Below are 22,549 nucleotides of genomic sequence, written 5' to 3' on the forward strand. Positions count from 1 at the left end.
CGATGGCTGATTTACCGATCAATGACCTAAACGTTGAATCCAACGAGACCCTGATCACGCCCGATCAGCTCAAGCGCGAAATCCCCCTGAGCGACGCTGCCTTGCAGACCGTCACCAAGGGCCGCGAAGTCATCCGTGACATTCTCGACGGCACCGACCACCGCCTCTTCGTCGTCATCGGGCCTTGCTCGATCCACGACCTCAAGGCTGCCCACGAGTACGCCGAACGCCTCAAGGTGCTGGCGGCGGAAGTGTCCGACACCCTGTATCTGGTGATGCGCGTCTATTTCGAGAAACCGCGTACCACCGTTGGCTGGAAAGGCTTGATCAACGACCCGTATCTGGACGACTCGTTCAAGATCCAGGACGGCTTGCACATCGGTCGCCAGTTGCTGCTCGACCTGGCTGAAATGGGCCTGCCCACCGCCACCGAAGCACTGGACCCGATCTCCCCGCAGTACCTGCAGGACTTGATCAGTTGGTCGGCCATCGGCGCACGTACCACTGAATCCCAGACCCACCGCGAAATGGCGTCCGGCCTGTCGTCGGCCGTGGGTTTCAAGAACGGCACCGACGGCGGCCTGACCGTGGCGATCAACGCGCTGCAATCGGTTTCCAGCCCGCACCGTTTCCTGGGGATCAACCAGGAAGGTGGCGTGTCCATCGTCACCACCAAGGGCAACGCCTATGGTCACGTGGTGTTGCGCGGCGGCAACGGCAAGCCCAACTATGATTCGGTCAGCGTTGCGCTGTGCGAGCAGGCACTGAACAAGGCCAAGATCAAACCGAACATCATGGTCGACTGCAGCCACGCCAACTCCAACAAGGACCCGGCCCTGCAGCCGCTGGTGATGGAAAACGTCGCCAACCAGATCCTCGAAGGCAACCAGTCGATCATCGGCCTGATGGTCGAGAGCCACCTGAACTGGGGTTGCCAGGCGATTCCAAAAGACCTTGCCGACTTGCAGTACGGTGTGTCGATCACCGATGCCTGCATCGACTGGGCGGCCACCGAAAACACCCTGCGCAGCATGCATGCCAAGCTCAAGGACGTCTTGCCGACCCGCAAACGCAACTGAACCTGGATTGCGCACACAAAAACGCCGGGCTAAGCCCGGCGTTTTTCATGCTGGTGTTTTATGCCTTACAGCTTCGCGGCATGGCGCTGATGGCGCTCCATGTAGCGTTCGACATAGGAGCAGGACGGTATCACTGTATAGCCGGACTCTTCGGCAAACTTCAGGGCTTCCTCGGTCAGCGCCGCGGCAATCCCACGGCCGCGCAGTGCGTTGGGCACGAAGGTCCGATAAATGTCCAGGGTCTGCTTACCGAGGTCCATGTAGGTCAGGTAGGCACGATGACCGTCCACATTGGTCTCGAACTGATGACCTGCCTGGTCATGGTGGATGGACAACGCCTCGCTCATCACTACTCCTCGCGGGTCTTGGATTCTGACCCCTACCTTACCGATGTTTTTCCGGCGAAGGAACATCTACGCCACCCCGTGCCGGTTTCGACAACGAGAAACCTCTGGCGCTCACAACCAGCACGCAGTGAGATAGTAGGCACCAATCCTGTCATTGCTCAAGGCGCTCTCGTCATCCCCAACGGCTGGCGGTTATAGAAAGGGCATCGATCAACCGGTGATCGAACGCCTGAACATTGCCGGCAGTTGAAGCTTGAGACGAACAGGCGCTCTTAAAGTCACCTCTACATGCGCAAAAGATGCCAGGCCGGGTTACGGCCAGCTGAACAAAAGAATCAACATCGATATATAAGTCTATACCGGCTTAGCCGAACCAACGCATGCGGGCCGGACCTCTCAGCCGGGCTCACATGGTCATTCGCTTGAAAAAAATTGAACAGTTTTTATACAAACCTCCAAAAGACTAGCCAAAATAGATTCGGCGCGAGAATTTTTTTTGCTTCTTGCGCTACGTCAGTTTACTTACTACAAGTAATGGGTAGTATGTACGCCGGCTATTAGCTCACTCGGAGAAAGTAGCCATTTAATAGAAAGTCCTTGAAGGGGAACACGATGAACAACGTTCTGAAATTCTCTGCTCTGGCTCTGGCCGCAGTTCTGGCTACCGGTTGCAGCAGCGTCTCCAAAGAAACCGAAGCTCGTCTGACTGCAACTGAAGACGCAGCAGCTCGCTCCCAGGCTCGTGCAGACGAAGCCTACCGTAAAGCTGATGAAGCTCTGGCTGCTGCTCAAAAAGCACAACAGACTGCTGACGAAGCTAACGAGCGCGCACTGCGCATGCTTGAAAAAGCTAGCCGCAAGTAATAATCCTTCGGGGTTGTTATCAAGCCGATCCATTTATGGGTCGGCTTTTTTATTGCCCGGATTTCAGCCCTGAATCCCAGGCAATAAAAAGCCCGCCGCAGCGCAAGGCCGTGGCGGGCTGTGGATCCAGCCAGTTTACTGTTGCAGATCGATCGGTGCGCTTGCAGCGACGGATGCGCCACCGGGCACGCCGATCTCAGTCGGCAAACCATCTTCCGCGGCGACCACATCACGGACCTGATCCCAGTTGACCCGCAGGTTATTGGCCATGTCTTCGCGCTTGAGCAAGGCGTTGATCACCGCCGTGTGCTTGTCGACCACCGACGGCGTACCGTCGTCATTCAATGGTGTATGCGCCTCAAGATAGACCTTGCCGCCAGCGCTGCCGAACTTGTAGGCGTCGTTGATGATGCGCACCGACGTGCCCACTGGCACCATGCCGGCCATTTCCAGCACGTTGTTATTGAACATGCGGAAACAGCCGTGACTGGTACGCGTACCGATACCAAATTTCATGTTGGAGCCGTGGATCAGGTAACCCGGCGTGCCCAGGGTGAACTTGAAGGGCCCCAGCGGGTTGTTCGGCCCGGCCGGGACCACATTGGGCAGCGGATCACCATTGGCGGCGTGCTCGGCCTTGATCGACGCGGGTGGTGTCCAGGTCGGGTTCGGCGTCTTGGCAATGATGCTGGTATGGGCAATCGGCGAGCCCCAACCCTCACGGCCAATCCCCAGCGGGAAGGTATAGACGACGTTCTGCCCCTTCGGATAGTAGTAGAGGCGGTACTCGGCCAGGTTGATCACGATGCCTTCCCGTGGCCCCGGCGGCAGGATGAAACGCGTCGGCAGCACGATCTCGGTGCCCGCGCCCGGCAGCCAGGCATCCACGCCCGGGTTGGCCGCGACCATCTCCGAATACCCCAGGTCGTAGGTGGTGCCCAGGTCGGCAAAGGTGTCTTCGTACTTGGCCTTGATCACCTGGACCTGGCCCACGATGTCTTCACCCGGTGGCGGCAACGGCAATTGCAGGGCTAATGCAGGACCGGCCGCGCAAAGGGCAGCAAGAGACAGGCAGCAAGTGACGACGGAAAGGCGCGACAACATCCGGAAAATCCTTCGCAGAACGACGGGTAGGGAAAAAACTGATTGTATACGTGAAGCACGCAGGGAGCATCAATCCGCCCCGCTTCTACTCGAAGCGCAGCTCCGGCCAGATCAGCGGTGTACCGCGCTTCTGGGATTCGAGGATCGCCCGACACAACGGGCACAGCCGTTGGTCCTGGAAAATCGCACGGTCCACCGATGACCAACGGGGCTGAGCCGGCAGCAAGGTGCCGCACAGCGTGCGGTCGATCGTGCCGCCCAGCTCCAATTGCCGTGCCACCAGATGTACCCGGACTTCCTGGCAGGCGAACAGATCCAGCTGCTCGTCAGGCTCGATCAGTTGGTAGTTGAACAGGGACCAGGCAGGGCGTGACATCGGGGGCTCCAGATCGGGGGGGCGCCACCTTAGCCGAAAGCCTGCCGGTAGAAAAGCGTCATAACAGCGGTTTTAGCGTCGGCCAGACATTTTCCAGCAACTTGGCCTGGGCGCCGACCGCCGGGTGCAGGCCGTCGGCCTGCATCAACTCCGGGTGACCGCCGATGCCTTCAAGGAAAAACGGCACCAGCGGCACGGCTTTTTCCTTGGCGAGGCTGCCGTAGACTTCGGCAAACGCGTTGGTGTAGCGCGGGCCGTAATTGGGCGGCAGTTGCATGCCCAGCAACAGCACCTTGGCGCCAATCGCCTTGGAGTGGTCAATCATCGAAGCAAGATTTTGTTGCAATTGCGCCGGCGGCTGACCGCGCAGGCCGTCATTGCCGCCCAACTCGATCACCACCACGTCCGGCTTATGCTCTGCAAGCGCCGCCGGCAGCCGCGCGAGGCCTCCGGCACTGGTGTCGCCGCTGATGGAAGCGTTGACCACTTTATCGTCGAAACCTTCGCTCTTGAGCCGTTGCTCCAGCAAAGCGACCCACCCTTTGCTGGTATCCAGGCCGAAACCGGCACTGATACTATCGCCAACGATCAGGACTGTACCCGCCGCTGCGTTCTGGGCCATGCACATCAAGGCCAGGCCAGCACTCAAAAACCACATTCGCATCGGATTCTCCATGGGCGCAAGCATTCTCACCGCGCAGAACCTCAGCAAAGTGGTTCCCAGCGCGGAAGGTGAACTGACTATCCTGCACGAACTGAGCCTGGAACTGAACAAGGGCGATAGCCTGGCTATCGTCGGCAGCTCCGGTTCCGGCAAATCCACCCTCCTCGGCCTGCTGGCCGGCCTCGACCTGCCCAGCAGCGGCGAAGTCACCCTCGCCGGCCAAGCCTTGAGCACCCTCGATGAAGACCAGCGCGCGCGCATCCGCGCCGAACACGTGGGGTTTGTCTTCCAGTCATTCCAACTGCTCGACAGCCTCAATGCCCTGGAAAACGTGATGCTGCCGCTGGAACTGGATGGCCGCAAAGACGCCCGCGAACGTGCCCGCCACCTGCTCGAGCGTGTCGGCCTGGGCCAGCGCCTGACCCACTCGCCACGCCAGCTCTCCGGCGGCGAACAACAACGCGTGGCGATTGCCCGCGCGTTCGCCGCCGAACCGGACGTACTGTTTGCCGATGAACCCACCGGCAACCTCGACAGCCACACCGGCGAGCGCATCAGCGACCTGCTGTTCGAACTCAATAAAGAAAGCGGCACCACCCTGGTGCTGGTCACCCACGACGAGCGCCTGGCCCACCGCTGCCGGCGCCTGATCCGCCTTGAAGCCGGCCTGATGGTCGCGCCCCTGGAGCCTTGATGGCACGTTTGCCGCTGTTGCGCCTGTTCAGCCTGGCCATGCGCCAATTACTGCGCGATGCCCGCGCTGGCGAATTGCGCGTGTTGTTCTTCGCCCTGGTGGTGGCCGTGGCCGCCAGCACCGCCATCGGTTACTTCGGCGCACGCCTCAACGGCGCCATGCTGTTGCGCGCCACTGAGTTCCTCGGCGCCGACCTGGTGCTCGAAGGCAGCTCACCGGCGCGCCCCGAGCAAATCCGCACCGGAACCGAACTGGGCCTGGACCATGCACGTATCGTCGAGTTTTCCAGCGTTATTGCGACCGACAACGGCATCCAGCTGTCCAGCATCAAGGCGGTCAACGAGCAGTACCCGCTGCGCGGCGAACTGAAAAGCGCGGCCGAACCGTTCGCCGCTGAAACCCCCGGTGGCGGCCCGAAACCCGGCGAGGCCTGGGTGGAAGCGCGGCTGCTGACGGCGCTGAACCTCAAGGTCGGCGACAGCATCGATGTTGGCATGAAGACCCTGCGTCTGGCCCGCATCCTGACCTATGAGCCGGACCGCGCTGGCAACTTCTACAGCCTGACGCCGCGGGTGATGATCAACCTGGCTGACCTGGAGGCCACCGGCGTGGTCCAGCCCGGCAGCCGGGTCAGCTACCGCGAGCTGTGGCGGGCACCGCCCGACAGCACCGCCCTGCAAACCTATCGGGACTTGATCAAGCCGGGACTCGCCGCCAACCAGCGCTTGCAGGATTCACGGGACGGCAACCAGCAGATCGGCGGCGCCCTGGGCAAGGCCGAACGCTACTTGAACATGGCCAGCCTGGTGGCAGTATTGCTGGCGGGCGTGGCCGTGGCGCTGTCGGCCAACCGCTTTGCCAGCCGGCGCTTCGATGCCAGCGCGCTGCTGCGCTGTCTTGGTTTGTCGCGGCGTGAAGCGATGCTGCTGTTCAGCCTGCAACTGAGCGTGCTCGGCGTGCTGGCCAGCCTGGCGGGTGCCGTGCTCGGCTGGCTCGCGCAATTTGGCCTGTTCTACTTCCTGCATGACCTGCTGCCGGCGGACGTGCCACCCGGCGGGCTGCTGCCGGCCGTTGCCGGAATCGGCACCGGGCTGGTCGCCCTCGCCGGTTTCGCCTTGCCGCCACTGGCGGCCCTGGGCCGTGTGCCGCCGTTGCGAGTGCTGCGCCGCGACCTGCTGCCGATTCCATCCAGCACCTGGATGGTCTACGGCGCGGCCCTGTTCGCCCTGGGCCTGATCATGTGGCGCCTGAGCCTTGACTTGGTGCTCACCTTCGCCTTGCTTGGTGGCGGTGTGCTTGCCGCGTTGATCCTTGGCAGCTTGCTCCTGCTGTTGTTGCAAAGTCTGCGTAAGCTGCTGGCCCGCGCATCGCTGCCCTGGCGCCTGGGCCTGGGCCAATTGCTGCGTCACCCGCTGGCAGCCGCCGGCCAGTCCCTTGCGTTTGGCTTGATCCTGCTGTCCATGGGGTTGATCGCACTGCTGCGTGGCGAGTTGCTCGACACCTGGCAAAACCAGCTGCCAGAGGACGCGCCCAACTACTTCGCATTGAATATCCTGCCAGCCGACACCGAAGCCTTCAGTGCCCGCCTGCTCGCCCTGCAAGCCCAATCGGCGCCGCTGTATCCGGTGGTACCGGGGCGCTTGATCAGCATCAACGGCGAGGCGGTGCAGGCGATTGTCAGCAAGGACTCCAGCGGCGACCGAGCTGTGCAGCGGGACCTGAGCCTGACCTGGGCCGCCGACCTGCCGCCGGGTAACGTCCTGACGGCCGGTGCCTGGTGGTCGCAACAGCCGACCGATGAGATTCCAGGCGTGTCGGTGGAAGCCAAAGTGGCCGAGAGCCTCAAGCTCAAGCTCAATGACCACCTGGTGTTCACCGTCGGCGGCGAAAACCGCGAGGCGCGGGTCACCAGCCTGCGGACCATCAACTGGGACAACTTCCAACCCAACTTCTTCATGATCTTCCAGCCGGGTACCTTGAAGAACCTGCCGGCGACTTACCTGACCAGCTTCTACCTGGCACCTGGGCACGACCAGCAGATTGTCGACCTGTCCCGTGCATTTCCGGCGGTGACGATCCTGCAAGTCGAAGCCCTGCTGGAACAGCTGCGCAGCATCCTCGCCCAAGTGACGCTGGCGGTGGAGTACGTGCTGTTGTTTGTGCTGGCGGCGGGGATGGCGGTGTTGTTCTCCGGTTTGCAGGCCACCCTGGATGAGCGCATTCGCCAGGGCGCGCTGCTGCGCGCACTGGGTGCCGAACGCAAGTTGCTGGTCAAGGCGCGGCGCATCGAGTTCGGGTTGCTGGGCGCGGTCAGCGGGCTGCTGGCGGCGCTGGGCACGGAACTGGTGACGCTGGTGTTGTACCGCTACGCCTTTGACCTGGCCTGGCACCCTCATCCGTGGCTGTTGCTGCTGCCGGTGATCGGTGCCGTACTGATCGGCGCTGCCGGCGTATTCGGCACGCGTCGCGCGCTGAACGCCAGCCCACTGACCGTGCTGCGCGAGGGCTGAAACGCCAACGGCCCGCACCCTGCCCAGGGTGCGGGCCGTTCTGGCCTACTTCACATATTCGATACCGGTGATCCACCAGCACACTTCACCGCTTGGGGTCTGCACCAAGGCCTCATCGTCGACTTCCTTGCGCAGCAACGCCCTGGCCATGGGTGAGTCGATGGAGATGTAGTCCATGCGATCATAGATCTCATCATAACCGACGATACGAAAGCGCTTGGTTTCACCCTGCTCGTTTTCGATGTCGACCCAGGCACCGAAAAACACCTTGCCTTCCTGCTCCGGCATGTACTCCACGACGCGCATGTCTTCCAGGCGCTTGCGCAGGTAGCGCACGCGGCGGTCGATCTCACGCAGCAGTTTCTTGTTGTACTGGTAATCGGCGTTTTCGCTGCGATCCCCCAGCGACGCGGCCCAGGTCACTTTGCGCGTGGTGTCCGGACGTTTTTCCCGCCACAGATAATCCAGCTCTTTTTTCAGCGCCTCATGACCTTCTTTGGTAATCAGCTTGGTACTCAAACGCTTGCATCCCCAGGCAATATCCGTAGGTGCCGATGCGCCAGGGAATCAAGCCCCGGCGTCGACTGGCTGGCGTCGATGATAAATGAACCCTGGAAAGTAGCCAGACCAGACTATCGATCCAGCACCTGGTCCAGCTCGAGCAGCATACCCCGCAGACTCTGCCGCATGCCCGATGCCTGGGCAATCAACACATTCATCGCTTCAGCCTGCTGGCTGACAGCCACCGACTGCTCGTGCAATTGCGCACTGCGCTGTTCGACCTCCCGGGTCTTTTCCTCCAGTTGATGTTGCTCCTGCTGCAAGCGGCTCTGCCATTGCTCAAGCGCGGCCTCACGCTCGATTACCGCGCGCTTTTGCTGGGTCAACTCCTGCGCGACACGGGCGAGGTTATTCAACGTGCTATCCATCTCGAACAACACATTATTGTCCGCCGCCACCGGCAGTTGGGGCGGCACCGGCACCTCAGGCTCACTCGGCGCAACAGGCTCAGTCGACACATTGGCCTGCGATGTTTGCACAGGCATCGGTTGCGGCTCTTCGCTGTGGCATTCAGGTGCGTCCCCCTGGGCCGGCTCGGCTGGACTCACGACCCTGGGGCCAGAACTCATTTTTGATGAGAAACGAATGGAGGGCACGATCAACGTCGCGCTTTCGATCGCCGGTTGCGCGGGGCTGGACATTCCAAGGGTGATGACTTTCATCACCAGGGCTTTCTTGATGATCAGGGAGTGATGATCCTCCGGTCTTGCAGGAGGTAACTTGCAGCCTTTCAAATCCACAAAGTGATAAGGAATCTGTGTATCCGTCAAGTCACCGGGATTCGTCCCGGAGGCCGCCCACGTCAATATTTGCTTGAAGACCTGCATTGCCAACTGCAACTCTTCCGGCGCATCAACAGCGCCCAAGTAATACCGCTCAAGTTTCTTACGCAAAACAGCAATATATACCCTGGAACTACCAGGCTCCGCTTCTTCATCCAAGCTATAAACCAGAAAATTACAACCTATCTGGGGTACAGCAAAACTACAAAGCAGTGCACCGTTGACCGGCGCATCCTCACCGGATCGTGCAAGAACAAGAGTACGTAGAAGCATCATGGTCATCGGACCTCATCACGGCGAATAAACATAAATTACACACCAAAAAAACAACTGCCATCTGAAACGTCACACACGCAACAATTGTTTCAGCACATCTCAAATACAAACGTAGGATTTGGCTTATAAATTCAAGACCGGATTTCAAAGCCCCCTCATTGAACGTAATATTTTTTAACCCGAGCCTGCACATACGTCAGCCAAAGTGCTTGTTGCTACCCCTCCATCGACAAACCGATCCAGCAGGACAGCCTAATGATTGCGATAAGTAATCTGACAAAAAAACTCGGCCCGAAAAGTGTGATCCAGCCACTCTCATTCTCTGCCCAACGCCAGGAATGTATTGGGCTATTCGGGCTCGAAGGTGCGGGCAAAACCACACTCCTGAAGCTGGTGGCCGGTTTGGTCAAACCCTGTGCCGGGCAGGTGAACATTCTCGATTTCAATACGCACACCCATCCGCTTCAAATAGGCCAGGCAGTGGGCTACCAACCTCAATCAAATCCCTGCCACCCAACTATGTCTGTCAGCCGCTTCCTGAATCTCCTGGCGACCCTGCGCAAATTGCGCGGGTCCGAAAAACGTTGGCACATCGAGCAGGCTGCGGCCCGCCTGGAGCTGTCGGCGGTACTCGACTACCCGCTCAACACGCTGCCCAACGACCTGCAACGCAAAGTTGCAATGGCCCAGGCCATCCTGCATGACCCCAGCGTGCTGTTGCTGGATGAACCCATCGAGGGCCTCGCCCCCCATCAGCAGGACAAGGTTCGGGCGCTGATCCAATCATTGGCCGAGGACATGACCGTGATCGTCGCCGCACGCGATGGCGAAGCGCTGTCCAACATCTGCACGCGCGCACTGGTCCTCGGAAAAGGGCGCCTGCTGGCGGACATGCCAATGCCCGAGCTTCAGCGCAGTTCCCGCCACTTCAGGGCCATCACCCTGGCGTCGGACGCGCCCCTGGACCTGCTGGCGCTGGCGGTTCTGCCCGGTGTTGCCGGTATCGAGGAACACCGCCATGCCCCTCGCACCGTCACGGTGCTCGCCATGCCCGGCCACTCCATCTACCCCGCCGTCAGCACACTGATCGCCACACGGCAATGGCCCATAACCTCGCTGACGCTGGAGACCGGCCGCCTGAACGATGTGGTCCACCAACTGAGCCAAGAGGCCTCGCTTTGAACCTGCTGCTGCCTGTTTTCAAACTCCAGCTGACCCGCTACCTGCGCGCACCGGCCACCTACCTGAGCATCGCAATGTTCCTGGCACTGTCCACGACACTCGGATTGGACACCCTCGGGCTACTGGAACAAAACAGCAGCGATTTGCAAAACTTCTTTGAGTGGCACCCCTGGTTGTATCTGCTACTCATCCCGGCGCTGTCGATCCAGTTATGGACGGACGAACAACAGACCGGTCTCAGCGAACTACTTAAACTATTGCCTGTCAGCTCGGCAGAGCTGGTTATCGGGAAGTTTCTCGCAGCCTGGACTGTCGTCGCCCTGACATTGGCGCTGACGTTTCCCCTCGTTGTGATGGTCAACATGCTGGGCACAGTGGATAACAGCGTAATCGCCGCGCAATATCTGGTCAGCGGTTTATTGGCGGCAAGTTATCTGTCCATCGGCTGCTTCATGTGTGCCCTCAGTCACCAACGACTACTGACATCTGTGCTGACACTGAGCCTGTTATTAACGATCAGCGGACTGTCATCAGTGCTTGATGCGCTGGAACATCAAGCGCCCATTTGGATAGTCGAAAGCCTCACCGCCCTGAGTCCACTCATACGTTTTGGGATGATTGATCATGGCGCATTGGCGCTGCACGACATGCTTTATTTCATCAGCCTGACAATTGCCTTGCTTGCTGCAACAACCATTGTTCTCAACTACAAAAAAAGCTGAGGGGGGCTATCGATGGGATCTGCACTGCGTGCCAGCATGACACTTATCGTCATAGCCTTACTGTTCCTGGCCTTCAACCTGGTATGGGCAGTCAAGCTGCCTGACCTGCGCTGGGACCCCTCAGCCTTGAAAACCAACACTCTTTCGCCTGCCGTGCTGCATCTGCTGGCCGCCCAGGAAAGCCCGGTGGACCTTTACTACTTCAACGCACGCCATCACCCGAAAAAGAGCGCTGCCAGCAAGCGCTACGCCGTTTATGTTGAAAAGATGCTCAAAGCGTTCGAAACCGCCGCAAACGGCATGATCAACCTGCACATCATCGACCCTGGCGACCTTTCGGACGATGCCTACAGAGCCGGGTTATACGGCCTCGACGATAGCGAAGGATTCTTCGGCCTCATCGGCACTCGCAATGGCCAGGCCGCGCGACGGATCGAATCCTTCAATCCCGACCGGGCGGCGCTGCTGGAATATGAAATCAGTCACTTGATCAGCCAATTGTCGCAACCGCAGCCCGCCACTATCGGCCTGCTGTCAGGACAGCCGATCAAGACCCCGGCCGCGGCGCTGCTGCGCGAACTGCATCGACATGTGAACCTCGTCGACCTGCCTGCCGAGCTCGACCGTATCCCCAGCCACTTCAAGACCCTGATGCTCGTGCACCCGCGCAGGCTGCCCGAGCAAACCTTGTACGCCATTGACCAATTCGTGCTGGGCGGCGGCAAGCTGATGATGTTCATTGATCCGCTTAGCGCCCTGGATACCGACGCCCCGCCCGCCAGCACCAAGCTGGACGGGCTGCTGGCGAGCTGGGGCGTGCGCATGCCCGCCGACCTGGTGCTGATCGACAGCCGCTATGCCGCACATGAGCCTCCAGGCAGTGATCCGACCCGGTTGACCCTGCCAAGACAGGCCATGACCAGGAACGACGTCAGCAGTTGGCGCCTGGATTCAGTGACCCTTGCAAGCAGCGGCGCGCTCTTCGCGCTGCACAAAAGCCGAACCCGTTTCACTCCGTTGCTGCAAAGCTCCGAACAGTCGGCACTGCTGGACGCCAACAACCTTGCGGTAAACCGGCGTCCCGGCGAACCGCTGCCGCACCGTGAGCGCCATGTCATCGCAGCGCGCCTCGAGGGGCCTGCGTATTCGGCGTTTCCTGACGGCGTCGGCGAGCAGCCACCCGGGTTGCAGAAGGCCGCGCAGATCCATGTGGTGGTGGTCGCCGACACGGACATGCTCACGCTGAGCCCGACCCGCACACCGCAATTGAGCAATCACCTGTTTGTGCTGAACACTTTGGACAATCTTGCTGCGCCTGAGGCGCTCGCCAACATTCGCCCTCGCGCCATGGCGAACTACGGCTTGCACGTCGTCGAAAACCTGCAGAACACCGCTGCGCGTGCCTATCAGGACCAGGCCGACGAGTTAGAGCGACGCCTGGCCCAGGCGGAACAGGAATGGCAACGCTTGAACCCGCCCATCACAACCCTCGGAACCGAAGCGGTCGATACCAGCACCCAACTACAAGCGCTCAACAAGGAGCGCCTGCGCTTGGCGATGGAACTGCAAACGTTGAAGGTGGACGCATACAAGCCACTGCAGCGTTGGATACTGGGCGTGAAGCTGTTGGTGATTGTGCCGTTGCCGCTGCTGCTATGCCTGAGCGCCTGGGCGCTGTTTCGCTGGCAGCATCGCCGGCGGCCACTGCCCTTGCAGGTTTAACGACGAGCGATCAGCCCCTGCCGGGCAATGCGCGTGAGCTGGCGGATGACTTCTTGCGCGTCAGCGGCGCTGGGGGCCTGGATGACGGCCAGGTCAAAGCTGTTGTTGGCAAACCGCGCGAGGGAATCGCCGTCTTCGACAAACTGGATCAGGAACGCCGAAGGTCGGCCGGTGCGGCGTGGCCAGCCATCGAGATAACGCAGCAACGTCGGCTGGTGCTTGCCGCCCAGCAGGATTTTCGGATTGCGCTGGGTCAGGTCCGCAGTGATCGGGGCCAGGCGTATGAGGGGGTGCAGTGCATTCATCGTGTCGTGTCTCTGCCTCAAAAGTCTGCGGGCAGGTGAGAGGCAACACCGAACCAGCGCTTTAGCGGTATTTCGAAGCCTGCTCCTGAGTCGGAAACAGCACTTCTATCGGGACTGTGTACGCTGGACCGAGCATAAACAACCACCCATGGCGCCCCGCAATTAGCTGTTTAAATCGGCGCATGAGCGGGCATCCTAGAGAAGCCGACAGGGCCATGTCAAGAATTGCGCGCAACGAAAAGGCCCGCACGCGGCGGGCCTGTTCAGGGGGTTGCAGGTCTGTCAGTTGGCGATGGCGCGGTCGGCGGACAGCTTGCCGGCACCTTCAAACAGCACGGCCAGGGAGCCACCCAGCAAGGCCAGTGCAAACTCATAACCGTTGTTGGCCATAAACAAACCGTTGTGGATGTGCACCGAGAAGATCGCAACCACCGACAGAATGGTCAGCCCCAGCGCCGCTGGACGCACCAGCAAACCGATGATCAGCGCCAGGCCGGCAAAGAATTCAGTCCCGCCAGACAACAGTGCCATCAGGGTACCCGGTGCCAGGCCGATGCTTTCCATCCACTGCGCCGTACCCGCCAAGCCATAGCCGCCGAACCAGCCGAAGAGTTTTTGCGAACCGTGAGCGGCGAAGATAATGCCGACAACGATGCGCAGGATGGTCAGGCCGTAGCCGGCGCGGGTGCTCAGGAGGTTTTTGATCAGTGGGCTCATGGTAAGAATCCTTTTTGAAGTAGGGGTTGGTTGGCCGCCATATTAATCAGTTTATGGAATGATAAAAGCCGAAAAAATGCCTTATTAATATCGATTAAATCGATCACTTCCGTGAGGCGACTTTCGGCGCAGGCGGCTCCAGGGATTCGCGCTCCCGATCGAACGCCAAGTAATACTTGTTGACGCTATTAACATAGCTGACACCCCCCATCCCCACCTGCTCCATGGCAATCCTCTCAACTTGGAAGAACCACTGGTTGGGGTTCAGCCCCCGCCGCTTGGCCTCGGTGCGCATCCCCTGCACCCGCTCCGGGCCCATGTTGTAAGCCGCCAATACAAACGCCATGCGCTCACGCTCGTTCAGCTTGGGGCTGGCGAAGAACTTGCGGCGGATCATCGCCAGGTAGCGGGCGCCCGCCTGCACGTTGCTATCGAGGCTCTCGATATTGTTGACGCCCACCCGCTGGGCCGCCGACGGGGTGATCTGCATCAGCCCAGTGGGCCCACCGCTATTGCGCGCGCCGGGGTCGAGGGCGGACTCCTTGAAGGCCAGCGCGGCAAGGTTCAGCCAGTCCATGCCCTGCTCGCGGGCGTGCTTCTGCAAGACCGGGCGCAGTTTTTCCAGGCGCTGGCGCTCGACCCGCGCCAGCGGGTTGCGCACTTGATAGAGGCGTCGATAGATGCGCTGGAACGCCACGTCCTGGTCGGATGGGGTGTGATAGGTCTTGAGAAATCGATCAATGCTGGCCCGCAGCATCGACGCGTCCTGGCGCACGAACCAGTATTCGTCGCCCGGCTCGCTGATGGCCACCTGCTTGTCGAAGCGCAACTTGGGCAGGATCTTCGCCCAGCGTTCGGCAATCGGCTTTTCCACAATGGTCAGGTGGAAAATACCCGCCTGTACCATCTCCAGCACGTCTTCCACAGCCAGGGTCGGGTCCACCCATTCCACCTTGATCGGCGGCTGTTTGTGCAGGGCCAGTTTCTGGTTGACCTGGCTGATCGCATCCGCCGCCGCGCTGCCGGTGGTCAAGGCCAGGGTGCGCCCGGACAACTGCTCCAACTTGGTGAACCGCCGCTCGCCCTTCACACCCACCAGCCACAACGGCACACCGCTGGCAATCGGGTCACTGGTGCTGATCTTGTGCGCGGCATTGACGTCGAGCAGCTCGCCGGGGGCGACCAGATCACCTTCGCCACGGGCCAACGCGCCGAGCAGTTGGTCCTTGGCCTTGGGGATGATCTTGAGGTTGATTTCCTGGCCATCACGGGCGTGGCCATTCAGGTATTGCTCGAAGGCGCGCAGGCGATGGTATTCGACACCGATGGCCTGGCCCTGGATTTCACCGGAACTGTTGCGGCTCTGGTTGACCAACACCCGCAAGGTGCGGCTGGAGCGAATCTCGGCCAGGTCACGGACCTTGCCGGGCTTGGTCACTTCCAGCGGCCCGTCCAGGCGCGCGACCGCCGCCATGGGCAGCAGTAACGTCAGGCACAACACTAGCAACGCCGAGGGTCGGATCATCCGCTCTCCGGTAAGAGTACTGGCCAACGTCCTCGCGAAAAACGAGGCGGTGGGAGTCAGAAACAGAGCACTTGAAGCGCTGAAAAAGCGCGCAACGGTGACACAGGGCGAAGCGTGAGGCCAACCGCGATGTCACTTGCGACGTTCAAAGACAGCGATAACTCGTTGTAGTTCTTCGATTTTCTTATAAATCTACAGCTCTGATATGCTTTCCGGCCGCAGGCGGAGATAGCACCATGCAACTCATTGATATCGGCGTCAACCTGACTAACCCCAGTTTCGACGAGAAGCACCAGGGCGTACTCGAGCGTGCGTACGCCGCTGGCGTGCAACAATTGGTCCTCACCGGCACCAGTGTCGAGGGCAGCGAACAGGCCCTGGAACTCTGCGCAAAGCTTGATGACAGCGGTCAACGCCTGTTCTGTACCGCCGGCATCCACCCCCACAGCGCCAGCGACTGGAACGGCGACAGCGCCCAACGTTTGCGCAGTTTGCTCGGCGAGAGCCGGGTGCGCGCGGTGGGCGAATGCGGGCTGGATTTCAACCGCGATTTCTCACCGCGCCCGCAGCAGGAAAGAGTCCTCGAAGAACACCTGGCCCTGGCCGTCGAGCTGAAGCTGCCGGTGTTCCTCCATGAGCGTGACGCCAATCAGCGCCTGCTGGAGATCCTCAAGGACTACCGCGACCACCTCACTGCCGCCGTGGTGCATTGCTTCACCGGCGAACAGCAGGCGTTGTTCAGCTACCTGGACCTCGACCTGCACATCGGCATCACCGGGTGGATTTGCGACGAGCGCCGTGGGACGCATCTGCACCCGCTGGTCAGGGAAATTCCCCGAGGCCGCCTGATGCTGGAAAGCGATGCGCCGTACCTGCTGCCGCGCACCCTGCGCCCCAAGCCGAAAAACGGCCGCAACGAACCGGCCTACCTGCCCGAAGTACTGCGCGAAGTCGCCCTGCACCGCCACGAGACGCCGGACGACCTGGCCCAGCACAGCACCGCCTGTGCCCGCGCGTTTTTTCGGTTGCCTGCGGTGGAGTGATGCGGCCCATTGACCCATGTCAAAAGGGTATTGTTGAATAGCGGCACAATAATGGCACCTTGCCAATGCTGTTTCCGCTATCAGAGAAAACCTTCCATGGGTGCCTGGCTTAGCAACATCTCGCTGAAGTACAAATTCTGGGCCGTCAACGCGGTCGCCTTCATCACCACCTTGTTGCTGGTGCTGTACGCCGTACAGCTCGAACAACAGGCACGCAGCGACGCGTCCCAGGCCTCCGCGCAGGCGCAGGCGCGCTTGCTCAGCGCGTGGCCGGCTGACAAACCGCTGCCCAAGGGCGAGCACCTGCTGACATTTGCCCGAGGCCAAGTCCCACAACTGGCGGAGCAGGATCTATCAGCCCTGGCCAGCGCCACCGGCTGGATCGAACTCAATCACATGCCCTGGCTGGGCGTTAACCCGCTGTTGGGCGCCGATGTGGTCGCGCGCGCCGACGGTCAATACGTCGCCGTGCTGGCCTACGCGCCCAGCCTGAGCCAGGTCTTCGAAGACCGTTTCACCAACTACGCCGTGGCCGTCGCGATCCTGATGCTGGCGATGCTCGGCGCTTCGCAGCTGCTGATCCGTTTCTTGCTCAGCCAGCTCAACACCCTCAAGGACGTGATGCTGCACGTGGAGAAAACCGGCGACCTGTCGGCCCGCGTGCCGTTGGCGTGCAAGGATGAAGTCGGCCAGATGGCCAGCGCCTTCAACGCCATGCAGGCCGGTTACCAACGGGTGGTCAACACCGTGGCGCGTACTGCCCAGCAACTGGACGACGGCGCCGCGCGCCTGGCCAGCAGCATGAACGACGTGCAGCACGGCATGCTCGGCCAGCAAAGCGAAACCGACCAGGCCGCCACCGCCATCAACGAGATGACCGCCACCGTCTACCACATCGCCCAGCACGCCGGCGCCACGCGGGATTTGTCCCAGACCGCCGACACCCTCGCCGGCAGCGGCCATGAAGTGGTGAGCCGCGTGCAACGCTCGATTGCCGGGCTGTCCACCGGCGTGCAACAGACCGCCGAAATGATCCAGAAACTCGCCGAAGACAGCCAGAAAATCAACGGCGTCGTCAGCGTGATCCACAGCATCGCCGAACAGACCAACCTGCTCGCCCTCAACGCCGCGATCGAAGCCGCCCGCGCCGGGGAAATGGGCCGTGGTTTTGCGGTGGTCGCCGACGAAGTGCGCAACCTGGCCAAACGTGTACAAAGCTCCACCGACGAAATCACCCGCATGGTCTCCGCGCTGCAAGCCGGCACCCGCGATGCGGTGGACTTCATGCAGGAAAGCTCCTTCAAGGCCGACGACTGCGTGCAACAAGCCCTTGAAGCGGGCGCGGCACTGGCCGAAATCACCAGCGCCGTGGCGCAGATGCGTGAAAGCAACACTCAGATCGCCGTCGCCGCAGAGCAGCAAAGCCATGTCGCCGAGGAAATGAACCGCGCGGTGGTGAGCATTCGTGACGTCACCGAAAACACCGTGAAACAAACCGTGGATTCGGCAACCACCAGCAACCAACTGGCGACTCTGGCCGGTGAATTGAGCAAAGCCATCGGGCAATTGAAGCTGTAAGCCATCCAAGGTTGGCTATAGCCCCTATAGCCAGCCTTGATTCGCCGCTGCGCCCGTCCCTGCCTAAACTCTGTTCAAGTTGTTTCAACGGACAGAGGATTTTTCAGCATGGGCAAACGTCATCCCAATCTCCCCGCCTGGCAATGGCGCAATTACCCACAGAACCATCAGCACCCGACCAACCTGGCGTTGCACCTGATTGCCGTGCCGCTATTCATCATCGGGTTTCTGCTGATTGTGTCCGGCGTGTTCAGCCTGAGCCTGGCGAGTTTTGCCATTGGCGTGGTCGGTATCCTCGCCGGCCTGGCCTTGCAGCGTCACGGGCATAGCCTGGAAGCCCAGGCCAGTGAACCCTTCAGTGATCGCAAAGACGCCGTGCAGCGGTTGGTGGTCGAGCAATTCGTGACCTTCCCGCGTTTTGTCTTCAGCGGTGGCTGGTGGCGCGCCTGGCGGCAGCGCCATCGGCACTGAGGATCAGGCGAACACCACCACGGTCTGGCGGCTGATGGCGATCAGCGCACCGCTCGGGCTCCACAGCGCGGCGGCGGCATGGCCATAGCCGTCACGGGCGTGTTCGATGCTGACGTAGTACTGGCACCAGTCGAGGGTGGTCAAATCCTGCAACGGCTGGATGAACTCGATGGTCCAGGTCAGTGTGCTGCCCGGCGCCGGCTTTTTCAGGTGCGGCAACAACGCCGGGGGCCAGGCGTCGACCAGGGCGAGGATGTGCGCTTCGGTCAGCGGTTCCTCTTTTACATCCCCACGCAGTCGGACCCAGCCGCCCATGTCGCGGGATTTGTTACCGGTAAACGGCAGACCGCCGACGCTCCAACGCATCGCCAAATGGCGCATGAACTCCGGCGTGACGCCCTTGATGTAAGGCAGTTCCTGGCACTCATCCCAGTGCTTGAACACCGGCGGCGCTTCGCTCTCCACCGTGATTTCCGACGCGCGGGAGCCACCGAAACTGGCCTGTACCAGGGTCGCCACTTCACCGTTCTGCACCACGCGGCCGAGCAACTGGCTGACGGCCTTGCCTTCGCGCAACACTTCGACTTGATAGCTGGCCGGCACATCCGGCGCTACCGGCCCGACGAAGGTGACCGCCAGCGAGCGCAACGGCCGATCCGCCGGCACCTGGGCACGCAACGCTTCGTACTGCAAGGCGGCGACCAGGCCACCAAACGTGGCACGGCCTTGCGCCCATTCGGCGGGGATGGTGACGTCCTGCGGGTGGCTACGGGCGGCGTCGAGCAAATCACTGAAACGCATGGCGACCTCACATCAAAAGAAACAGATGGGCGATCTTAACCAGCGGGCCCGCCAGGCACAGCGCCTATTCCGGCCAAAAGCCGGACGGTTCAGAAACAATCCGCGCTGAGCTTATCCAGCACGCGATCCGCCTGCCCTTGCGCCTTGGCCATGGTGCGTTGCCACACCGCCACGCAAGGCTGCAAATCCGCCTGCTGCTGGGCCTGGGCCAGCCACTGCCAGCAGTCGTGCCAATCGCCCAGGGCGGCTTGGGCTCCCTTGAGGCGAGGCAGGGCTTTGGCGGGGAGTTTGTCCAATTCCGGATACGCTTCGGCGGCGTAACGCACACGCTTGATCAACAAGCGCAGGCGATGGCGATCGTGCTCGGGGTCTTTCAACGCGGCGCCAAGTGCCTGCCATTGCTTGGCCAGGCGCTTCTCGATACGCGTTCGCAGGCCCTTGAGCAGTTTTTGATGTTCAGAGGCGCGGATGAAGCGCGGAAAGGCATCGAGGATCAGCAGCAAGTGCGCCAGCTCCGGGCCTTGTGCCACCTGCCGATACGCCTCGGGTTGCAAGCGCAGGCGTCGATCGGCGGCCAGGTGATGACCGTGCTGGTGCAAATACGCCGCCAGCACCTCGCGGTCACGCAACGGCGTGGTCAACTGGCCGACCGCGCTGGCGGCCGCCTCCAGCTGTTCCACCCCCGGCAGCCCGCGCAAGGGGCGCAACAGGCTGCGCAGGCGGCGCACGGTGGTGCGCAGATCATGCAGGGCTTCATCGTCGGTGACGGCGGCAAGACGAGCCTGGCAGCTCAGCAACCCAACTTCCAGGCCAATGACCTGAGCGACTAACTGATCGACCAACGCTGACATCCTGCCCTCACTCCCCGATGAAAAATCCTATTAGCGCCCGGATCAACGCCCGGCGCGCGACTCACGAATATAGAAACGCGCTTTTTCGGCCTTGTTGGCGCAGCCTTCAAACGCTTCGAACTGTTGCTGAGTCTTGGCGCCGGTCAACAGCGACAGAGCCTTGGAGTAACTGACCGTACCGGCGAAACCTTCGGCCTTGGCCAGGTCCAGCTCATGCCAGGCGGCATCCAATTGCGTGCCGCAGCTGTCGCGGTACGCGGTTTTCCCGGCACAACCGGCCAGGGCCAACACGATCACAGGCACACACATCCAGGCTTTCATCGATGACACCTCAAAATAAAGAAAAACAGTCGTACGTTGTAGACGTTGCCTACTTGGAAAAGTGCCTTGTCCCTAGCCTGAAATCGATCCTACCTATCGCCAGAGCATACCCGAGCCTTATCACTCCCGCAGCGAAGATTGAAGCCGCCCCCTCAATAGGTGCATTGTGGGCACCTGCCTTCTGTAGGACATGGACCATGAAGAAACGTGTTGCCTTGGTGCTGGGCTCCGGCGGGGCCCGGGGCTACGCCCATATCGGAGTGATCGAGGAGATCGAACGGCGCGGCTACGACATTGCCTGTGTCGCTGGTTGCTCCATGGGCGCCGTAGTGGGCGGCATCTACGCCGCCGGCAAACTGGATGACTACCGCAGTTGGATCGAAAGCCTCGATTACCTCGACGTGTTGCGCCTGGTGGACGTGAGTTTTCGCCTGGGGGCGATCCGAGGCGAGAAGGTCTTCGGCCAGATCCGCAAGATCGTCGGCGAGTTGAACATCGAAGAGTTGCGCATCCCCTACACCGCCGTCGCCACCGACCTCACCAACCAACAGGAAATCTGGTTCCAGGAAGGTTGTCTGCACCAGGCCATGCGCGCCTCGGCGGCGATCCCCAGCCTGTTTACACCCGTGATGCAGGGCAACCGCATGCTGGTGGACGGCGGCCTGCTCAACCCGCTGCCGATCGTGCCGGTGGTGTCGAGCCATTGCGACTTGATCATTGCGGTCAACCTCAACGCCACCAACCAGAAGCACTACCAATTGCCGGTGATCCAGCGCCCACCCGCGTTCAAGAGCCGTTTCAACAGCCTGGCGAAATCCCTCGGTTCGCACCTGCCCTTCCGCCGCAAACAGGCCGAACAGTTGATGAAGCTGGAGCAAGAGGCATTGCAGGCCGAAGCCGCAGACATCAACCCCTGGCTGGACTCGGCGGAACCCGAAGCCCAACAACCCGCCGCCGCCCCGGAAACCGCCGGGGCACCGAAGTCGGCGACCGGTTCGTTCATCATCGACAACGTCGGCCCGGCGTCGTTGCTGGACTTGATCAACCAGAGTTTCGAGGTGATGCAGACCTCGTTGGCGCAATACAAGATCGCCGGGTATCCGCCGGATGTGTTGATCAACGTGCCGAAGCGGGTGTGCCGGTTTTTCGAGTTTTACAAGGCGCCGGAGTTGATCGCGTTGGGGCGGGAGATTGCGCGGGATACGTTGGATCGGTATGAGAGCGAGCAGGGCTGAGGTTTCTGGTGTTGCTGATGGCGCCATCGCAGGCAAGCCAGCTCCCACACTCCAATGGTGAACGCTTTCAAAATGTGGGAGCGGGCTTGCCCGCGATGAGGCCGGCCCAGCCACCAAACATCTAGGCGCCCAACAACCGATACCCCACCCCCGCCTCCGTCACGATAAACCGCGGCTGCGTCGGGTCATCCGCCAACTTCTGGCGCAGATGCCCGACCACAATCCGCAGGTAGTGACTGTCTTCGGTATGGGTCGGCCCCCAGATGTCCTTGAGCAATTGCTGCTGGGTAATCACCCGCCCCGGATGACGCGCCAGTTGTGCCAGTACCGCGTATTCCTTGCGGGTCAAGGCCACCTCGGCACCGTCCAGCAGTACACGGCGATAGGCCAGGTCGACGGTCAACGGGCCGAAACTCAACGCCGCTTCCTGAGCCTCGCCCGTCGGCACCTGGCGCAACAGCGCACGCACGCGGGCAAGAAACTCCTGGATGCCAAACGGTTTGGTCACGTAGTCATTCGCGCCACCGTCGAGGGCCTCGACTTTCTGCCCTTCGCTGGCCCGCACCGAGAGCACCAGCACCGGCACCATCGACCATTCGCGAAACTCACGCAGCACCTGCTGGCCGTCCATGTCCGGCAGGCCGAGGTCGAGCACCAGCAAGTCCGGCTTGTTCAGCGCGGCCTGGGCCAGGCCTTCATTGCCGGTGCCGGCCTCAATCACTTTGTAGCCCTGGGAGGCCAGGCTGATGCGCAGGAATTTGCGGATCTGCGGTTCGTCATCAATGACCAAAATCGTCGCGGTCTGGCTCATGGTGTCCA

At 61.1% G+C, this 22,549-nt stretch carries 24 protein-coding genes; 11 read left to right on the forward strand and 13 right to left on the reverse strand.

Translation table 11 applies throughout. The features are described from left to right. The first annotated feature begins 2 nt into the window (after positions 1 to 2). Positions 3 to 1,079, forward strand: coding sequence for a 3-deoxy-7-phosphoheptulonate synthase (locus tag OPU96_RS09420; RefSeq protein WP_192298735.1), 1,077 nt, complete (start codon positions 3 to 5; stop codon positions 1,077 to 1,079). Positions 1,080 to 1,144: 65 nt separating this feature from the next. On the opposite strand, the gene OPU96_RS09425 is transcribed toward OPU96_RS09420, so the two are convergent. Then, on the reverse strand, positions 1,145 to 1,426 hold the full coding sequence (locus OPU96_RS09425; protein WP_003233387.1) for a GNAT family N-acetyltransferase: 282 nt from the start codon (positions 1,424 to 1,426) through the stop codon (positions 1,145 to 1,147). Positions 1,427 to 2,038: 612 nt separating this feature from the next. Between OPU96_RS09425 and oprI the strand changes: the two genes are divergently transcribed. Beyond that, the gene (gene oprI, locus OPU96_RS09430; protein WP_003172710.1) at positions 2,039 to 2,290 is read left to right on the forward strand and encodes an outer membrane lipoprotei OprI; all 252 of its coding nucleotides are present in this window, start codon (positions 2,039 to 2,041) and stop codon (positions 2,288 to 2,290) included. A 135-nt stretch (positions 2,291 to 2,425) separates the two neighbouring features. On the opposite strand, the gene OPU96_RS09435 is transcribed toward oprI, so the two are convergent. From OPU96_RS09435 to OPU96_RS09445, 3 genes are all read right to left on the reverse strand, one after another. After that, positions 2,426 to 3,394 (reverse strand): L,D-transpeptidase family protein, encoded by a 969-nt coding sequence (locus tag OPU96_RS09435; RefSeq protein ID WP_192298734.1) that lies wholly within the window; start codon positions 3,392 to 3,394, stop codon positions 2,426 to 2,428. 85 nt (positions 3,395 to 3,479) lie between these two features. After that, a complete protein-coding gene (locus tag OPU96_RS09440; protein WP_192298733.1) occupies positions 3,480 to 3,770 on the reverse strand; it encodes a hypothetical protein in 291 nt (96 codons plus the stop codon). A 58-nt stretch (positions 3,771 to 3,828) separates the two neighbouring features. Further along, positions 3,829 to 4,434, reverse strand: a complete 606-nt coding sequence (locus OPU96_RS09445; protein ID WP_192298732.1) for an arylesterase — start codon at positions 4,432 to 4,434, stop codon at positions 3,829 to 3,831. Between the two features lie 10 nt (positions 4,435 to 4,444). On the opposite strand from OPU96_RS09445, the gene OPU96_RS09450 reads away from it, so the two are divergent. Beyond that, positions 4,445 to 5,128: an ABC transporter ATP-binding protein gene (locus tag OPU96_RS09450; protein ID WP_192298731.1), complete on the forward strand. Its 684-nt coding sequence runs from the start codon at positions 4,445 to 4,447 to the stop codon at positions 5,126 to 5,128. Further along, positions 5,128 to 7,638 (forward strand): ABC transporter permease, encoded by a 2,511-nt coding sequence (locus tag OPU96_RS09455; protein ID WP_226455392.1) that lies wholly within the window; start codon positions 5,128 to 5,130, stop codon positions 7,636 to 7,638. The genes OPU96_RS09450 and OPU96_RS09455 overlap by 1 nt, the downstream gene beginning before the upstream one ends. A gap of 45 nt (positions 7,639 to 7,683) precedes the next feature. Here the strand turns inward: OPU96_RS09455 and greB are convergent, their stop codons facing one another. Together greB and OPU96_RS09465 are read right to left on the reverse strand one after the other, a co-directional pair. Continuing rightward, complete coding sequence (gene greB / locus OPU96_RS09460) at positions 7,684 to 8,157, reverse strand: transcription elongation factor GreB (RefSeq protein WP_192298729.1); 474 nt, start codon at positions 8,155 to 8,157, stop codon at positions 7,684 to 7,686. 113 nt (positions 8,158 to 8,270) lie between these two features. Further along, complete coding sequence (locus OPU96_RS09465) at positions 8,271 to 9,257, reverse strand: hypothetical protein (RefSeq protein WP_226455444.1); 987 nt, start codon at positions 9,255 to 9,257, stop codon at positions 8,271 to 8,273. A gap of 255 nt (positions 9,258 to 9,512) precedes the next feature. Between OPU96_RS09465 and OPU96_RS09470 the strand changes: the two genes are divergently transcribed. Genes OPU96_RS09470 through OPU96_RS09480 form a run of 3 tightly spaced genes read left to right on the forward strand, consistent with a single transcriptional unit; the run spans position 9,513 to position 12,883 of the window. Then, a complete protein-coding gene (locus OPU96_RS09470) occupies positions 9,513 to 10,439 on the forward strand; it encodes an ABC transporter ATP-binding protein (protein WP_192298728.1) in 927 nt (308 codons plus the stop codon). Beyond that, positions 10,436 to 11,161: an ABC-2 transporter permease gene (locus tag OPU96_RS09475; protein WP_226455391.1), complete on the forward strand. Its 726-nt coding sequence runs from the start codon at positions 10,436 to 10,438 to the stop codon at positions 11,159 to 11,161. The genes OPU96_RS09470 and OPU96_RS09475 overlap by 4 nt, the downstream gene beginning before the upstream one ends. A 12-nt stretch (positions 11,162 to 11,173) precedes the next feature. Then, positions 11,174 to 12,883 (forward strand): Gldg family protein, encoded by a 1,710-nt coding sequence (locus tag OPU96_RS09480; protein WP_498559002.1) that lies wholly within the window; start codon positions 11,174 to 11,176, stop codon positions 12,881 to 12,883. Here OPU96_RS09480 and OPU96_RS09485 read toward each other — a convergent pair. The 3 genes from OPU96_RS09485 to OPU96_RS09495 form a co-directional block, all read right to left on the reverse strand. Continuing rightward, the gene (locus tag OPU96_RS09485) at positions 12,880 to 13,188 is read right to left on the reverse strand and encodes a class I SAM-dependent methyltransferase (protein ID WP_226455389.1); all 309 of its coding nucleotides are present in this window, start codon (positions 13,186 to 13,188) and stop codon (positions 12,880 to 12,882) included. The two genes, OPU96_RS09480 and OPU96_RS09485, sit on opposite strands and share 4 nt — an antisense overlap. 282 nt (positions 13,189 to 13,470) lie before the next feature. Then, positions 13,471 to 13,905, reverse strand: coding sequence for a DoxX family protein (locus OPU96_RS09490; protein WP_192298724.1), 435 nt, complete (start codon positions 13,903 to 13,905; stop codon positions 13,471 to 13,473). 103 nt (positions 13,906 to 14,008) lie between these two features. After that, positions 14,009 to 15,430 carry an MltF family protein gene (locus tag OPU96_RS09495; protein WP_305392304.1) on the reverse strand — a complete coding sequence of 474 codons (1,422 nt, stop codon included), beginning with the start codon at positions 15,428 to 15,430 and terminating at the stop codon, positions 14,009 to 14,011. A gap of 236 nt (positions 15,431 to 15,666) precedes the next feature. On the opposite strand from OPU96_RS09495, the gene OPU96_RS09500 reads away from it, so the two are divergent. From OPU96_RS09500 to OPU96_RS09510, 3 genes are all read left to right on the forward strand, one after another. Continuing rightward, the gene (locus OPU96_RS09500; protein ID WP_498559003.1) at positions 15,667 to 16,473 is read left to right on the forward strand and encodes a TatD family hydrolase; all 807 of its coding nucleotides are present in this window, start codon (positions 15,667 to 15,669) and stop codon (positions 16,471 to 16,473) included. A gap of 96 nt (positions 16,474 to 16,569) precedes the next feature. After that, entirely contained in the window at positions 16,570 to 18,051 is a 1,482-nt protein-coding gene (locus OPU96_RS09505) for a methyl-accepting chemotaxis protein (RefSeq protein WP_226455386.1), read from the forward strand. Between the two features lie 108 nt (positions 18,052 to 18,159). Continuing rightward, on the forward strand, positions 18,160 to 18,522 hold the full coding sequence (locus tag OPU96_RS09510; RefSeq protein ID WP_192298720.1) for an Mpo1-like protein: 363 nt from the start codon (positions 18,160 to 18,162) through the stop codon (positions 18,520 to 18,522). Positions 18,523 to 18,525: 3 nt separating this feature from the next. Here the strand turns inward: OPU96_RS09510 and OPU96_RS09515 are convergent, their stop codons facing one another. The 3 genes from OPU96_RS09515 to OPU96_RS09525 all read right to left on the reverse strand — a co-directional run bounded on the left by OPU96_RS09515 (position 18,526) and on the right by OPU96_RS09525 (position 20,495). Further along, positions 18,526 to 19,323, reverse strand: a complete 798-nt coding sequence (locus OPU96_RS09515; protein ID WP_192298719.1) for an acyl-CoA thioesterase — start codon at positions 19,321 to 19,323, stop codon at positions 18,526 to 18,528. 89 nt (positions 19,324 to 19,412) lie between these two features. Continuing rightward, entirely contained in the window at positions 19,413 to 20,174 is a 762-nt protein-coding gene (locus tag OPU96_RS09520; protein WP_463984351.1) for a CHAD domain-containing protein, read from the reverse strand. A gap of 42 nt (positions 20,175 to 20,216) precedes the next feature. After that, positions 20,217 to 20,495, reverse strand: coding sequence for a hypothetical protein (locus tag OPU96_RS09525; RefSeq protein ID WP_017734442.1), 279 nt, complete (start codon positions 20,493 to 20,495; stop codon positions 20,217 to 20,219). Between the two features lie 197 nt (positions 20,496 to 20,692). Between OPU96_RS09525 and OPU96_RS09530 the strand changes: the two genes are divergently transcribed. Next, positions 20,693 to 21,730 (forward strand): patatin-like phospholipase family protein, encoded by a 1,038-nt coding sequence (locus OPU96_RS09530; RefSeq protein ID WP_305392299.1) that lies wholly within the window; start codon positions 20,693 to 20,695, stop codon positions 21,728 to 21,730. 121 nt (positions 21,731 to 21,851) lie between these two features. Here OPU96_RS09530 and OPU96_RS09535 read toward each other — a convergent pair whose 3' ends face one another. After that, on the reverse strand, positions 21,852 to 22,541 hold the full coding sequence (locus tag OPU96_RS09535) for a response regulator (RefSeq protein ID WP_192298716.1): 690 nt from the start codon (positions 22,539 to 22,541) through the stop codon (positions 21,852 to 21,854). Positions 22,542 to 22,549 lie beyond the last annotated feature (8 nt).

The organism is Pseudomonas sp. RP-B7, assembly GCF_059803535.1.

Coding starts and splice junctions, on each gene's coding strand:
- OPU96_RS09510 (WP_192298720.1), top strand. CDS start 18,160: ATGGGCAAACGTCATCCCAATCTCCCCGCCTGGCAATGGCGCAATTAC.
- OPU96_RS09420 (WP_192298735.1), top strand. CDS start 3: ATGGCTGATTTACCGATCAATGACCTAAACGTTGAATCCAACGAGACC.
- OPU96_RS09480 (WP_498559002.1), top strand. CDS start 11,174: ATGGGATCTGCACTGCGTGCCAGCATGACACTTATCGTCATAGCCTTA.
- OPU96_RS09425 (WP_003233387.1), bottom strand. CDS start 1,426: ATGAGCGAGGCGTTGTCCATCCACCATGACCAGGCAGGTCATCAGTTC.
- OPU96_RS09440 (WP_192298733.1), bottom strand. CDS start 3,770: ATGTCACGCCCTGCCTGGTCCCTGTTCAACTACCAACTGATCGAGCCT.
- OPU96_RS09455 (WP_226455392.1), top strand. CDS start 5,128: ATGGCACGTTTGCCGCTGTTGCGCCTGTTCAGCCTGGCCATGCGCCAA.
- OPU96_RS09505 (WP_226455386.1), top strand. CDS start 16,570: ATGGGTGCCTGGCTTAGCAACATCTCGCTGAAGTACAAATTCTGGGCC.
- OPU96_RS09445 (WP_192298732.1), bottom strand. CDS start 4,434: ATGCGAATGTGGTTTTTGAGTGCTGGCCTGGCCTTGATGTGCATGGCC.
- OPU96_RS09490 (WP_192298724.1), bottom strand. CDS start 13,905: ATGAGCCCACTGATCAAAAACCTCCTGAGCACCCGCGCCGGCTACGGC.
- OPU96_RS09525 (WP_017734442.1), bottom strand. CDS start 20,495: ATGAAAGCCTGGATGTGTGTGCCTGTGATCGTGTTGGCCCTGGCCGGT.
- OPU96_RS09495 (WP_305392304.1), bottom strand. CDS start 15,430: ATGATCCGACCCTCGGCGTTGCTAGTGTTGTGCCTGACGTTACTGCTG.
- OPU96_RS09450 (WP_192298731.1), top strand. CDS start 4,445: ATGGGCGCAAGCATTCTCACCGCGCAGAACCTCAGCAAAGTGGTTCCC.
- OPU96_RS09465 (WP_226455444.1), bottom strand. CDS start 9,257: ATGATGCTTCTACGTACTCTTGTTCTTGCACGATCCGGTGAGGATGCG.
- OPU96_RS09500 (WP_498559003.1), top strand. CDS start 15,667: ATGCAACTCATTGATATCGGCGTCAACCTGACTAACCCCAGTTTCGAC.
- OPU96_RS09485 (WP_226455389.1), bottom strand. CDS start 13,188: ATGAATGCACTGCACCCCCTCATACGCCTGGCCCCGATCACTGCGGAC.
- OPU96_RS09520 (WP_463984351.1), bottom strand. CDS start 20,174: ATGTCAGCGTTGGTCGATCAGTTAGTCGCTCAGGTCATTGGCCTGGAA.
- OPU96_RS09435 (WP_192298734.1), bottom strand. CDS start 3,394: ATGTTGTCGCGCCTTTCCGTCGTCACTTGCTGCCTGTCTCTTGCTGCC.
- OPU96_RS09535 (WP_192298716.1), bottom strand. CDS start 22,541: ATGAGCCAGACCGCGACGATTTTGGTCATTGATGACGAACCGCAGATC.
- OPU96_RS09470 (WP_192298728.1), top strand. CDS start 9,513: ATGATTGCGATAAGTAATCTGACAAAAAAACTCGGCCCGAAAAGTGTG.
- oprI (WP_003172710.1), top strand. CDS start 2,039: ATGAACAACGTTCTGAAATTCTCTGCTCTGGCTCTGGCCGCAGTTCTG.
- OPU96_RS09515 (WP_192298719.1), bottom strand. CDS start 19,323: ATGCGTTTCAGTGATTTGCTCGACGCCGCCCGTAGCCACCCGCAGGAC.
- OPU96_RS09530 (WP_305392299.1), top strand. CDS start 20,693: ATGAAGAAACGTGTTGCCTTGGTGCTGGGCTCCGGCGGGGCCCGGGGC.